Annotated in this window: 13 protein-coding genes; 9 read left to right on the forward strand and 4 right to left on the reverse strand. The window is 59.5% G+C overall.

The features are described from left to right. Positions 1-114, forward strand: a 114-nt coding sequence (locus tag IC232_RS31520) for an SDR family oxidoreductase (protein ID WP_190848897.1), incomplete at its 5' end; no start/stop codon positions are given. A 60-nt stretch (positions 115-174) separates the two neighbouring features. Here IC232_RS31520 and IC232_RS31525 read toward each other — a convergent pair. After that, the gene (locus IC232_RS31525; RefSeq protein WP_312895276.1) at positions 175-405 is read right to left on the reverse strand and encodes a hypothetical protein; all 231 of its coding nucleotides are present in this window, start codon (positions 403-405) and stop codon (positions 175-177) included. A gap of 212 nt (positions 406-617) precedes the next feature. Then, entirely contained in the window at positions 618-986 is a 369-nt protein-coding gene (locus IC232_RS31530; protein WP_190848899.1) for a phasin family protein, read from the reverse strand. A 435-nt stretch (positions 987-1,421) separates the two neighbouring features. Here IC232_RS31530 and IC232_RS31535 point away from each other — a divergent pair, with 435 nt between their 5' ends. The 7 genes from IC232_RS31535 (at position 1,422) to IC232_RS31565 (ending at position 8,215) form a co-directional block, all read left to right on the forward strand. Further along, on the forward strand, positions 1,422-2,402 hold the full coding sequence (locus IC232_RS31535; RefSeq protein WP_190848900.1) for a phasin family protein: 981 nt from the start codon (positions 1,422-1,424) through the stop codon (positions 2,400-2,402). 158 nt (positions 2,403-2,560) lie between these two features. Further along, positions 2,561-3,595 (forward strand): PHB depolymerase family esterase, encoded by a 1,035-nt coding sequence (locus IC232_RS31540; protein ID WP_210335573.1) that lies wholly within the window; start codon positions 2,561-2,563, stop codon positions 3,593-3,595. A gap of 227 nt (positions 3,596-3,822) precedes the next feature. Beyond that, the gene (locus tag IC232_RS31545; RefSeq protein WP_190848902.1) at positions 3,823-4,608 is read left to right on the forward strand and encodes a Crp/Fnr family transcriptional regulator; all 786 of its coding nucleotides are present in this window, start codon (positions 3,823-3,825) and stop codon (positions 4,606-4,608) included. 92 nt (positions 4,609-4,700) lie between these two features. Continuing rightward, positions 4,701-4,919 carry a dodecin gene (locus IC232_RS31550; RefSeq protein ID WP_190848903.1) on the forward strand — a complete coding sequence of 73 codons (219 nt, stop codon included), beginning with the start codon at positions 4,701-4,703 and terminating at the stop codon, positions 4,917-4,919. Positions 4,920-5,342: 423 nt separating this feature from the next. Beyond that, on the forward strand, positions 5,343-6,935 hold the full coding sequence (locus IC232_RS31555) for an isocitrate lyase (protein WP_190848904.1): 1,593 nt from the start codon (positions 5,343-5,345) through the stop codon (positions 6,933-6,935). Positions 6,936-7,085: 150 nt separating this feature from the next. After that, positions 7,086-7,337, forward strand: a complete 252-nt coding sequence (locus IC232_RS31560; RefSeq protein WP_190848905.1) for a hypothetical protein — start codon at positions 7,086-7,088, stop codon at positions 7,335-7,337. Between the two features lie 179 nt (positions 7,338-7,516). Next, entirely contained in the window at positions 7,517-8,215 is a 699-nt protein-coding gene (locus IC232_RS31565) for an IS6 family transposase (RefSeq protein WP_190848906.1), read from the forward strand. A 206-nt stretch (positions 8,216-8,421) separates the two neighbouring features. On the opposite strand, the gene IC232_RS31570 is transcribed toward IC232_RS31565, so the two are convergent. Together IC232_RS31570 and IC232_RS31575 are read right to left on the reverse strand one after the other, a co-directional pair. Further along, positions 8,422-9,702 (reverse strand): methyltransferase, encoded by a 1,281-nt coding sequence (locus IC232_RS31570; protein ID WP_312895277.1) that lies wholly within the window; start codon positions 9,700-9,702, stop codon positions 8,422-8,424. 13 nt (positions 9,703-9,715) lie between these two features. Beyond that, on the reverse strand, positions 9,716-10,144 hold the full coding sequence (locus tag IC232_RS31575) for a hypothetical protein (protein ID WP_210335575.1): 429 nt from the start codon (positions 10,142-10,144) through the stop codon (positions 9,716-9,718). Positions 10,145-11,070: 926 nt separating this feature from the next. On the opposite strand from IC232_RS31575, the gene IC232_RS31580 reads away from it, so the two are divergent. Continuing rightward, positions 11,071-12,138: a hypothetical protein gene (locus IC232_RS31580; RefSeq protein ID WP_190848908.1), complete on the forward strand. Its 1,068-nt coding sequence runs from the start codon at positions 11,071-11,073 to the stop codon at positions 12,136-12,138. The last annotated feature ends 759 nt before the right edge of the window (positions 12,139-12,897 follow it).

Below are 12,897 nucleotides of genomic sequence, written 5' to 3' on the forward strand. Positions count from 1 at the left end.
CGTCTCGGCGAGGCGGAGGAGATCGCCCGCACCGTGCTCTTCCTGGCAGCGGACGACGCCGGCTTCGTCACCGGCTCAACCCTGTCGGTGAACGGCGGCCAGTATATGGCGTGATCAGATGCCACGATCCTGCTGCGGGCAGGCCTGAAGCGAGGTTTGTGATCGGCTTATCCCTCAAGCCGCTCGCAGGCGTCTCGCATTGGCTTGAACACGCCTTCGGTAACCCTCAATGATCGCCTCGGCCGACCCACCGGACGCGACAGTCGTGGCTGCGTCCATGAAGGCGAGCATTTTCTCGGTCATCATCAGCTGCGCTTCGGACGGAGTGCCTTGGCCCATGGCGATCTGCATCAGGCGCAGGCCAATGACGCTCTGCGCTTCCAAACCGAGAAGAGCTGTGTCCATTGTTAGCTTCATCCAAGGTCCCAGCATTGATTCTTCTCCAGCCGCACGGAATTGGCAGCCATCGCCTCACGGATGTCCGGACATTGAGCCTGCCGTGAGGCTAATCGAGTGCCTGCACCGCATCACATCAGTTGGGTTGCACACCGTGCTAAACGCACGAGAACGCCCAGCCAGTTGGTGGGCGTTCTGAACTGGCTGATGAAGCCGTATCTTTACTTTGCGCGAGCGGCCGACTTGGTCGGGGCAACGGCTGCCTCTGCGGCAGAGCGCAGGAAGCCGAAGGGCGCAAAGCTGTCCTGGGCCAGCTTGGAATAGAGCTCACGGGCCTTGGTTGAGTGCGCGACGAAGCCCTGGTAGGCACTCTTGAAATGGTCGCTCTGGATCTGGATGGCCTGATCAAGCGACTTGACGCCGGCCAGCTTCTCGAACGTAGCGGCATTCTGGTCAAACGACTTCTTGGCGTAATCAGCTGTCTCGACAACGATCGCCTTGGTGCCGGTGGAGGCCACATCATAGGCCTTCACGGTAGCCTCAAAACTGTCTTTGCCGAACTTCTGAACGGTCTCGAACTGCTGGTTCATCAGGGATCTCCGAAAGGTGAGGGCGCCCGGCGCCTCTCAGGTATTGAGCCGTATCATACTCCGGCGCCTTCATATTGTGCATTGCACAATGAATGTCAAGACGATTTGTGCAATGCACAATATGCTGATTTTCGGCTATTTCTTCCTTTGTTATCGCCTTCTCCGCACTAAGATGCCTCAGCCTGCTAAGGGATCAAAGCCTGTTGTTGCAAAGTTATGCTGCGGTGCGGTATGGATCCTTGTGCCCTAAAGCCAAGGTTAGTCTTTGCGGCCCCACAACTGCCTCGGGCACCAGTTCCGTGCCTCAGTCTTCCCAGTTCAGCGTATCGATCCGACGTTCTGTCCCCAACGGAGAGGTCGGGGCCTTGCGATCAGCGCACCCAGCGTCGACGCTGCTGATGGTCCAGACCGCTCCCTCCAGCTTTGCGAGGAATGATGACTCCCAACCGAACCATCGGCCAAACCCCGCCTGATCAAGCCAACGAACTCTTTGCCCAGCTCCTCGACACCTCACATGAGGCGGTCGAGCTCCGCGAACAGCTGCTTGCTGCGTTGAGCCAGGAGCTGGAGCTTCTGGCCAGCCTGCAGGAACAGCACCTCTTTCCAGTGCTGGAGCAGAACCCTGAGACGGCAGATCTGGCCCGTGGGGCGCGGGACGATCAGCAGCAGACCAAAGCTCTCCTGAATGAACTCGCGGCCACCCCGAAGGACACCGATGCGTTCCTGGCCAAGGTGGCAGAGCTGCGGAAGGTGTTTCAGCAGCACATCCGCAACGACAAGAACGAGCTGCTGCCGGTGGTGCTCAAGGTTCTGAGCGCGGAGGAGGTCGACGCCGTCGTCGAGAAGGTCGAGGAGGAGGTCGCGGAGACCCGGCAGGCGGCCGCTGAACCACGGCGAGCCCGGCGCGGCCGCAAGCCGGCCGACGCTGTGTCAGACACAGGCGGGACCTTGTCGGCAGCCATCGAGGCTGGTCCGGAGAGCGTCAGGAGCCTCGATCAGTCGGCGCAGGACGCGGTTCACGACGGTGCTCAAGCGGCGTCCGAGTTGGGCGGCCGCCAGCTGGAAAGCTTAGGCCGTCAGGGCCGAGAGGCTCAGACTCTGTTCGATCAGACGCCGGAGTACCTTCAGGCGATGGCCCGCTCCAATCGGATCTTGGCCGGTGGAGCTGGGACCATCACGCTGGAGTGGTTCGGGCTACGGCAGGAGCGCCTGCTGAAGAACCTGGAGGGCATGGCCGATCTTCTGAGCTGCCGGACGATCCCGGACTTCTTGAACCTCCAGAGTGCTCTGGTTCGTGGCAATGTTGAGCGCATGCTCGAGAACAGCCAACGTCTGGCGCAGCTCAGCACCCAGGTGGCCCAGGAGGCCACTCGGACCCTCACAGCACGAGCCGAGCACGCTCGGCGTGCGCGCTAAAGTGTCGTCTTGAATACGCTCCCGGCTCACAGGCCGGGAGCCCCACATCAGTGATCGGGTAATACCGCAGGACGGTTTTCTGCATCTGATCCTTGGTCGATTGCGTGTGTCTCCCGGCGCGAGACGCTCTTGTCTAAAAACCTTCCCAGTGGGTGCGCATGCGACTGAAGCTTCCGATTGCCCACCTTCTGAAAGCCCAGCGCCACTGGGAGAAGACCCTCGTCAGGGCCACGAAGATCTCGCGCAAGCTCATCACCAAGCCGCGCAGGACCCGGCCCAAGAAGGACAAGCTGACTGAGGTCACCTCCTTTGGGTCGAACCCCGGCAATCTCCGAATGCTGACCTACGTTCCACCGCAGTTGTCCAACAGCGCGCCCCTGGTCGTTGTACTGCACGGTTGTTTGCAGACGGCTCGCGATTACGACGAGGGCAGCGGCTGGTCGATGCTGGCGCGGCGGCACGGCTTTGCGCTTGTCTATGCCGAGCAGTCCCCGGCCAACAACCCGAACCACTGTTTCAACTGGTTCCAGCCCCACGATGCGCGACAGGGCTCAGGCGAGGCACTGTCGATCCGCCAGATGGTGACGCGCATGCGGAGGACCCACAGCATCGACCCTGCTCGGATCTTTGTCACAGGCCTCTCGGCTGGTGGCGCCATGGCATCGGTGATGCTGGCCACCTACCCGGAGGTCTTTGCCGGTGGCGGGATCATCGCGGGTCTTCCCTATGGCGCGGCCTCCGGTCTGCGCCAGGTCATGTCCGCCATGAAGAGACCGCAGACGCGCAGCGGCGAGCAATGGGGCGACCTCGTCCGCTCTGCTTCGTACTACACCGGCCCGCGGCCTACGGTATCGATCTGGCACGGCACAGAGGACAGGACCGTTGCGGCCTCCAATGCAGCCGCGTTGATCAGTCAGTGGACCAACGTGCACGGCGTTGATGAGGAGGTGTTTGATCAGACGTCAGTTGCGGGCCACCGCAGACGGGCATGGTCGAACAGAAAGGGTAACACGGTCATCGAGTTGTACCTGATCGATGGCATGGGCCATGGCACGCCCGTACGCCGGACGAAAGCTCAGACAAAGGCGGGAGGAGCCGGGCCGTTCATGCTTGATGCAGGCATCTCATCCTCGCTGCAACTGGCAAAATCTTGGGGCCTTGTTCGCCGGAAGACAGCCTCCCACAGGACCTGAGCGGCAATCCAGTCCCTTAGACCCACCATACCCCCGGCTACCAAGGAACACTTGGCCGACCGCCTTCCTCTTGGAAAGACATGCCGCTGCTGCGGCGACGATCGAGGCCAGCTAGGCGGCGCTGTCCGCCAAAGAAACGTTTGCCACTCCAATTGGCGGCAAACGTTGGCAAACTGAGATGTGATTTCGGACTTTCCTTTAGGCCTGTCGCCGGTTTAGCTTGGGGCATGAAACCTCATAACTACGCTGTTGCTCCGGCTCCCAAGATAAACCATCGCGCCAATCGCCTCTTGGCGGCTTTAGAGCCGGACGACTTTGCGGCACTGGAGCCGCACCTGCACGGGGTTTGCTTGCAGCAGGATCAGGTGTTGTATGAGACAGGCGATCCCCTGCGCTATGCCTGCTTTCCCCATGACACAGTGGTGTCCTTGGTGGCCGTGTTGAAGGACGGCCGCTCGGCCGAGATGGCGGTCTATGGCCGCGAAGGGGCCCTGGGCCTGGTGAGTGCCGTGACGGCGGTCCAATCCTTCGGGCGCTACATCGTGCAGGCCACCGGCACTGCCTCCCGAATCGAGATGGAGCGCCTGCATGAGGTGATCGCCCAGCGCCCGAAGGTGCGGCAACTGGTGCTACGCTTCAGCGAGGCCATGATGGCCCGGGTTCTGCAGAACGTGGCCTGCAATGCGGTTCACAGCGTCGAGGCCCGCGCCTGCCGCTGGATCCTGAGCATGCACGACCGGCTCGACCGGGATGCCGTCCCGCTCACGCATGAGTTCCTAGCCGACATGTTGGGTGTGCAGCGTTCCACCGTCAGCAGCATCACCCGTTCGCTTCAGGAAGCAGGATTCATCAAACAGGGTAGGGGTGTGATCACGGTGACGGACCGTGCCGGGCTGGAAGGCGCCTCGTGCGAGTGCTACGGCGCAGTTCGTAGCAGCTTTGAGCGACTGCTTCCTCACACCTATGGGAACACCCCGACCACTGATCAACGTCAGCAGCGGCGATGTTCCTGATCCTTGTTTCACACGACTGTTGAACGCGCGACGGCCTCGCAGGTGCGATCCTCTGCCCCACCTGTGATCTTGGTAGAGGCAAGGAGGGTAGGGTGTCCGATCACGTTTACAGAATCGTTGAACTGGTGGGCTCGTCGACCAGCTGCATCGATGATGCAATCCAAACAGCGATCAAGCGTGCCGACCAGACCTTGAGGAACCTGCGTTGGTTCGAGGTGGTGCAAACCCGTGGGCACGTCGAGAACGGCGAGGTTCGGCATTATCAGGTGGTGCTCAAGGCCGGCTTCACCTTGGAAGGTGAGTATCCGTAGGCCAAAGCGATAGCTCCCAAGCGCATCAGAAAACCAATGTCGGAATGACGCTGGCCTCTGGCTCGAACACTGCGTGCAGGCTGTACTCTACAACGCACCGGATTGTAAAGACAGTGACATCCGCTGTGTCACGATATGACAGGGGTCGCCGTCGCCCTGCCCCTTCAGGGCGGCTTCACCTTTAGGATGAACGATCTTCGATAAAGATCAAAGCATTAGCGGGCGCAGAAGCACCACGGCCGGGGTCCTTCAGGAATATCAAAGAGTTGGTGCTGATCGAGAAGATTCTATAAATTGTCAATAATTTACATTTTGACTTTGCTTGTCTTGTAAAGCTTCACACCTGAACCTTAACTTCCCTTCCCGGCTCCGAACGCATCCGGTACTTCCTCGTTCAACCTTCACAAAACGAGGAATACGACCGTGGCTTACCAAGATCAGATCAAGCAGGCTCAGATTCTCATCGAAGGCCAGAGCACCTGGAACGGCATCACGCCTGAGTCGGTCGCCCGCATGCGGCTGCAGAACCAGTTCAAAACCGGCCTCGACATCGCGCGCTACACGTCCAAGATCATGCGCGAGGACATGGCCGCCTATGACGCCGATCCGTCCCTCTACACCCAGTCCCTGGGTTGCTGGCACGGCTTCATCGGCCAGCAGAAGATGATCTCGATCAAGAAGCATTTCGGCTCCACCAAGCGCCGCTACCTCTACCTGTCGGGCTGGATGGTGGCCGCCCTGCGCTCGGAGTTCGGCCCGCTGCCCGACCAGTCCATGCACGAGAAGACCAGCGTGCCCGCGCTGATCGATGAACTCTACACCTTCCTGCGTCAGGCCGATGCCCGCGAGCTGGGGCTTCTGTTCCGCGATCTCGACGGCGCCCGCAAGAGCGGCAACATGGTCAAGGAACGGGAGCTGGTGAATGCCATCGACAACTACCAGACGCATATTGTCCCGATCATCGCCGACATCGATGCCGGCTTCGGCAATGCCGAGGCGACGTACCTTCTCGCCAAGAAGATGATCGAGGCGGGCGCCTGCTGCCTCCAGATCGAGAACCAGGTCTCGGACGAGAAGCAGTGCGGCCACCAGGACGGCAAGGTCACCGTTCCGCACGAGGACTTCCTGGCCAAGATCCGGGCCATCCGTTACGCCTTCCTCGAGCTTGGCGTCGATGACGGCCTGATCGTGGCGCGCACCGACTCGCTCGGCGCAGGCCTGACCAAGCAGATCGCCTTCAGCCGCGAGCCGGGCGACATCGGCGATCTCTACAACGGCTTCCTCGACTGCGAGGAGATCACCCCCGAGAACTGCACGAACGGAGACGTGGTGATCAACCGAGGCGGCAAGCTCCTGCGCCCGAAGCGGCTGCCGAGCAACCTGTTCCAGTTCCGCCCTGGCACAGGCGAGGACCGCTGCGTGCTCGACTGCATCACGGCGCTGGAGAACGGCGCGGATCTTCTGTGGATCGAGACCGAGAAGCCGCATGTGGATCAGATCGCCGGCATGGTCGACCGCATCCGCGAGGTGGTTCCGAACGCGAAGCTCGTCTACAACAACTCGCCGTCCTTCAACTGGACCATCAACTTCCGCCAGCAGGTCTACGATGCATGGGAGAAGGCCGGCAAGGACGTGTCGCAATTCGATCGCGCCAAGCTGATGAGCGTGGACTACGACGGCACAGAGCTCGCCAAGGAAGCCGACGAGCGCATCCGCACCTTCCAGGCGGACGGAGCCAAGCGCGCCGGCATCTTCCACCACCTCATCACCCTGCCCACCTATCACACGGCGGCGCTCTCCACCGACAACCTGGCGAAGGAGTATTTCGGCAGCGAAGGCATGCTCGGCTACGTGCGCAACGTTCAGCGGCAGGAGATCCGCCAGGGCATCGCCTGCGTCAGGCACCAGAACATGGCCGGCTCCGACATCGGCGACGACCACAAGGAATATTTCGCCGGCGAGGCCGCGCTGAAGGCCGGCGGCGCGCACAACACCATGAACCAGTTCGCGGCTTAAAAGATCAGCAGGCGGGGCGTTGTCCAAGCGGACGCTAGTCGATTGCACCTCGCACCCGCGTTCTACCAAAGCCCAAGGACACAGAGGCCGCAAACGTCCCAGTAGAGTGAACGCTGCGGTCAGCCATTAACATTAGCAGGAGTGAGGCACATGACGATCTCTGAAAAGCCACAACTGAAGAGCCGCTTTGAAGACGCTGCCAGCTCGATGTCTCCTGATCAAGAGGGTGCCATCCGCATCCTTGCCAATGAGCTTCATCGGGTGAATGAGGCGGTGATGAACTGCGTCAATCATGGCCTGTCCATCGAGTTGCAGCGGGTCAAGCGCTGCCACTCTGAGCGCGGATACTGGGGTGATATGATCGTGCCGGTTATCGTCAAGCAAGGTGACGAGCGGAGCTGAGTGCCCGCATTCATCCACAGAGCGGGCCGGGATCTACGTCAACCTGATCCGCATTGTGGCGGCGCCGCGCTACCGGTTCGATCGGATTGTCGCGTCGCCGACTGACCCTGGCGGAACTGTCGCAAACCGATTAGTAACTGAGTTCGGTCTACGCCTCCGGCAGGCTTCGGAGGCGCAAAATGTTCAAAGGCCGTCATTTCGATCGCTCGGTGATTGTGCTCTGCGTGCGCTGGTACTTGGCTTACAATCTGAGCCTGCGGAACCTCGAGGAGATGATGGCTGAGCGCGGTATCTCGGTCGACCATGCCACGATCCGCAGATGGATTATCCGTTACTCACCCGAACTGCTGGAGCGCTTCAACCGGCGGGAGAGAGCTGTCACCGGCAGGTGGCATATCGATGAAACTTACATCAAGGTCCGCGGCAGCTGGATGTACTTGTACCGTGCCATCGACAGCAACGGTGACACCGTCGAGTTCTGGTTCAGCGAGCGGAGAAACCTCACTGCTGCTAAGCGTTTTCTGGCGCGAGCACTGAAGCGACATGGCCGGCCCGAGAGGATCGTCATTGATGGCAGTCAGACCAATCGGGAGGCGATCGTGTCCTGTGACACGACAGACCGGCTGCAAGACCAAACACGGCAGAATCTGAAGCCGATCCGGGTCCGGCAGAGTCGGTATCTCAACAACCGGATTGAACAGGATCATCGGGCCATCAAGCGGCGAGTGTACCCGATGCTCGGGTTCAAGTCTTCGAACAGCGCTCGCGCGATCTTAGGCGGAATTGAAATGGTTCACATGATGCGCAAACAGCAGGGGAAGTATGCCCGCAATCCGCAGCCATCGCTGATCGAGCAGTTTGAGTTGCTTGCCGCCTGAACGCTCTACCGAGCGATTGGCCCTTCCGCATCTCATCTCAAAATTTGCGACACAGCGGCGGTGAGGTCGTAGAGCATCATGACCATGCAGGCCGTGCAGGTGCGGGAGGTGTAAAGGCCCGTCAGTCAACACTTACGTCGCTCATGCCGTAGCTCCGGCGAAAAGACGATCAAGTTTACAACAGATCTGATCAGGTTAGACTCGCTCTATACCGGGATGGCTTCTACTATGCTCACAGCAGATGCTGTAGGAATCACCCCTGTGAGGCGGAAGCCCGCTTTGCTCAGTAGGGCCGCATACTCACTTTCGGTGCGCTCCTGGCCTCCGGGTAGCACCAGCATCACCATGTCCAGCAGCTTGCCCGGATGCGGTATGTCGCCTGGGGGCAGCACCATCTCGACAAGCAAGAGGCGTCCGTCAGGCGCCATAGCTTTGTGACAATTGTTCAGGATCGTCACACACTGGTCCTCGCTCCAGTCATGGATGATGTGTGACAACAGGTAGACATCTCCTCCTTCAGGGACGCCCTTGAAGAAGTCACCCGATTGAATGGATATGCGCTCTGCGACGCCGCGTTCTCTCAGAAGGTCAGGCGCATCACGCACGACATGTGGCATGTCAAACAAGATGCCGTTTGGCTCGTTATGTCGGGCCAGGACAGCCGCCAACAGATTGCCCGTGGCACCCCCCACATCAACGACGGTCTTGAAGCCGGAGAAGTCGTAAGCGTCAGCCACAGCTGGTGGTTCCTGACCATGGAAGCCGACCATGGTTTCGCTGAACAAGGACGCTTCCTCAGGATGTTGCCCTAGGTAGTCGAAGATTGGTATCCCCAAAGCCTTCTCAAAGCCAGTTCTGCCTGTCTTCAAGGCATACTCAAGGTTGTCGAAAGCGGCTGCGCACCAGGGGCTGCCTAGTGCCAAGACGCTAGACCTCGCGGAACCAGGAGCTCCGGTCTTGAGCGCTGCTCCCAAAGGAGTGAGAGCAAAGCGCTGGGCTTTGTCCTCGGTCAGAATACCCAAGCCGGCCAGGGTCCGCATGAACCGGTGCAGAGAGGGCGCATGCGCTCCCACTAGCTGCGCTAACTCCGCAGCAGCCATAGGTTTGCTGTCGAGATGGTCCGCCAACCCCAGCTTGGCTGCCGTATAGACCACTCTAGATACCCAATAGGCCGTACCCATCTCAATCAGCTGTACGTGAGGTGGAAGAGCCTGCGGTGCGGTTCCCAACAGCTCAGACGAGTCACCGTCTTGAACTGGAGGCGCCGACGCCTCAGCAGCGTCCCCAGATGCAACTCTGATATCGCGACGATCAACTTCATCCTGCCGCAAGCTCTCGTTTGTTGATGTGTGCATAGCCCAACTTCTCCGCTGTCTAAATTGACAGCACCCACAGGCCCTAGATCCCCGGAGCGTGCTGCTGCGTGAGATCATTCTCCTCAATTCAAGCTCGTGCAGGTCAGCATCAGCTCGACTTTTGTTTGTCATGCGCCTGACTAGCTTAGTGTGCCTTCGCGGCCTTCTGCTCGGGCTTGATCTGCTTGAGCAATGAGGGGGAAACGAAATAGACGTGCATGTCGTAGTGCGGGACCTCGTAGCCCTCGTGGCCTTTGGGTTCAAACCCCATGTTGATGTGATCGATCGGCGGCAAGCTCTTGAGGCCGGTGAGTTCCGGCCAGGACTTGCCCGCTTGGGAGATCATGTATTCGATGCAGATCACCTTGCCCTTATAGACGCAGTAGGTCGGGCCGAGCGGCAGGTCCTTCGGGTTAGCCCAATGCTCGCCCATGCCAGGCACGACACTGGAAATCTTCACTGTGCCCTTCGGCAGAATACTGGCGCTGGGAAGCTTGGAGTATTCATCAGCCTGAGCGCTGGCAAGGGAGGCGGCTAACAGCGTGGAGGCTGCAAGCAGTACAGGGATGACCATCATCTGTCTCCTGAACCGAGAGTCGGTTGCGGGGGAACTTTGATCTGTCATGCTTGATCGTGCGATGTGAGATCAAGCAGAAGCGGACACAGCGGGAGTCGATTTACAGCCAACAGCTCAATGCCGACGAGCAGTGCATCAAGAGAGAACCGGCAACTATGGCGCAAAAACAGCAACACCGGCTCTTGTCATCTGACAGGTGATAGTGGCTTGCTTCACTTCATAGCCGGCTGGCAGACGGTAGATGACCCGGGCGGTGAGTGGCGCGAAGGTGACAGAGGATTGGCGCGATGAGCGGCCGGCACTTGCTGCTTCAACTTGAACCGCCCCATGAGCAACGACCGTGCGAGCAAGGGCATCACGGCACAGGCGTACGGTACGCTGATCCACTCCAGGTCGTCTCCGCAAAGACTTTCCCAGCCCTTTGAGAGTGTCAGGGGGTCCATACACCCAGCCAAGATCGCTCATCCGGATAGCCGTTTGAGGCACTGCCAGGCTCCCGGACGGCATAAGGCTGGCGAACCCGTCCACCGAGCCGGTTGCGGCCCATATTGTCTGGCCACTGGACCCGGCGCCTAGTGCCGGAGAAAATGCCTTTGCTCCGGGTCGGCCTGCGGGGCCGACACCACCGGAGGAGAGGGCAGCGCCTCCAGCAGCACCAACAGCAAGACTCGCGACGCTGCCAAGGAGGCCCAGCAACCCGAAGGCCATGGCAGGGGCAGAGGCGAACACCAGAGGCACTGCTATTCCTATCAGAAGCTTGACTCTCATGACGGCCTCCCGAGTGATCTCGCCATTATGAGCGGCGCGTTCAGCATCTGCAGGATTGGTCCGCCGGGTTAGTCTCATCTCTGGAGAAGTGACTGGTTAGGATCGGGCCAAGCAGAAAGCTCCACCTACCGTCACCAAATTCGGATGACCCTTCAATGTCCGACATGTGGAAGGAGATGGATTTCAGTGGAATTGCCTGGAATTTCCATAGCCACAGGCAGGAGCACCTGGCCAAGATACTGCCGAGGCTGTTTGCAAGAGGTGATTGGATGGCGCGTGATATCGACCGGAAACTGCGGGCGACAACTATCGCGCTCGGGTTGATCACCCGCAAAGATCTGGCGGCTGCCTTCAGGCGGGTAAACGCTGCCACGACATTCGACATCGAACGAGCCCACAAGTGGCTGCAGGGGCGTTCCAGCCCGCGAGATGTTAGGCTCTACCAGGATTGGCTTCTCGTCCTAGAGCTTGATCAGAGTGCCGAATGGATTGCTAACTGCGAGTTCGAGGCCTTTTTGGATGTGATTGCGCAGCGGCACGATGTGGACCGGGAGACGCTACGCCTCCAAAGCATGTCAATGCATGCTGCACGCTTCAGCAACGCAAATGAGACACATTCTAACCTCACAGGGACTTACGTTTGCTACTCCAACGCGTGGTCGCCATACTTTCGCGGCCAGATCATCCGCGGTGAACTGTTGATTGCCGACGCTGAGTCTGCCGCAGGACCGCAGGTGACCTATTCAGAGTCTCTGCCAACAGGTCGCCTTCAGGTGAGTGGGCTAGTACGTTTGAGCAGTCGTGCGATGCACATGAGCTTAAAGGAACCTACAGGCGATGCTCAGTTCATGTTCTGCCTGTTTCCTCCCACAGCTCCGGTCAGAGTGCTGGGCGGGCTCATGTGTGGGGCGACGCTGATCGGTCCTGACTCAAGCCCATCTGTGACCCGGATCGTCATGATCCGACTGCCCGAGAAGAGCGAACACTGGCAGTCAGCAAATGCTTATCTCGCCAAAGCGAGCTCCTTTGCACAGGATCTCGCCTCTCTTGGGCTCTCAGTCTCGTCGCCACAGACGATCGATGAGCGACTGTCAGAGTTCCTATGCTCAGGCGATGGACCCGGACTCGATCAGCCCAGCACGGCTTCATACCGGGCCATTGTTGAGTTGTTCGATCGCGAGTGGCTGAGGCGTCTCGATGAGGATTTGAACGCCAAAGAATAGAGAAGTGGACTGGCCTACAGGCGAATAGTAGCCGGTACCCCCGCTCGTGCTCGACCAGCAGGATCAGTGCGGCCTGCTGGCAAGCGCATTGTTCTGGTGGACGGCTTGCATCGTCTGGAGGCCTGCGAAGCCCTTGGAGAGACCCATTCCCGGCTGTCTGATGCAGGCTCGTCAGCGCTGAACGGTGCCTACTTGCGTTTGAGATTGATGACGTTGCTGCCGGGAGCTTCGCTCAACCGGAGCTTTCGCTCCAAATCCTCAAATTGTCTGGATACCGCGGTCAGGTTGGACCTGATCACATAGAGGTCAGATGCAGCGATGGGAGCTGCATGGAGTGATCCCGGGTTAAGCTCCTGTGGCGTTGTCTGCTCGGACTGCCTTTCCGATCGGGGGCCGGTGCCCACCACCCACGTCCAGGTTCGTTTCAGAAGCAGAACACTCAGGTAGATGAGGCCGATCCCAAAAGCTAACGCAACTCCTATGAGGCATACTGCGATTAGCTGCCCTCTATCGATACCCATAAAAACCCCTTTGTCCTATGGCTAAGGTTATCATGTAGGCGGGAGTTGCGCCCGGGCGATACTGGTCTGATGGTTAACACCTCTGAGGGACGAAACCGCCCTTTCGGAGAGCTACGTGATTTCGCCTGATCCGTTGTCTGGACGGTTCTGTCGCGAATTTCCGATGAAGACAGAAAGAGGGCTATTCCACCCGCAAGCCTCACGCGGCGAGGATGTTAAACTGCTCGACGAGGGATGG

Origin of the sequence: Microvirga sp., from assembly GCF_014699075.1 — a bacterium.
Lineage (GTDB): Bacteria > Pseudomonadota > Alphaproteobacteria > Rhizobiales > Beijerinckiaceae > Microvirga.

Excerpts from the sequence above, each read along its gene's own strand:
- IC232_RS31525 (WP_312895276.1), bottom strand. The coding sequence starts at position 405 with ATGGACACAGCTCTTCTCGGTTTGGAAGCGCAGAGCGTCATTGGCCTG.
- IC232_RS31530 (WP_190848899.1), bottom strand. The coding sequence starts at position 986 with ATGAACCAGCAGTTCGAGACCGTTCAGAAGTTCGGCAAAGACAGTTTT.
- IC232_RS31535 (WP_190848900.1), top strand. The coding sequence starts at position 1,422 with ATGACTCCCAACCGAACCATCGGCCAAACCCCGCCTGATCAAGCCAAC.
- IC232_RS31540 (WP_210335573.1), top strand. The coding sequence starts at position 2,561 with ATGCGACTGAAGCTTCCGATTGCCCACCTTCTGAAAGCCCAGCGCCAC.
- IC232_RS31545 (WP_190848902.1), top strand. The coding sequence starts at position 3,823 with ATGAAACCTCATAACTACGCTGTTGCTCCGGCTCCCAAGATAAACCAT.
- IC232_RS31560 (WP_190848905.1), top strand. The coding sequence starts at position 7,086 with ATGACGATCTCTGAAAAGCCACAACTGAAGAGCCGCTTTGAAGACGCT.
- IC232_RS31565 (WP_190848906.1), top strand. The coding sequence starts at position 7,517 with ATGTTCAAAGGCCGTCATTTCGATCGCTCGGTGATTGTGCTCTGCGTG.
- IC232_RS31570 (WP_312895277.1), bottom strand. The coding sequence starts at position 9,702 with ATGACAAACAAAAGTCGAGCTGATGCTGACCTGCACGAGCTTGAATTG.
- IC232_RS31575 (WP_210335575.1), bottom strand. The coding sequence starts at position 10,144 with ATGGTCATCCCTGTACTGCTTGCAGCCTCCACGCTGTTAGCCGCCTCC.
- IC232_RS31580 (WP_190848908.1), top strand. The coding sequence starts at position 11,071 with ATGTCCGACATGTGGAAGGAGATGGATTTCAGTGGAATTGCCTGGAAT.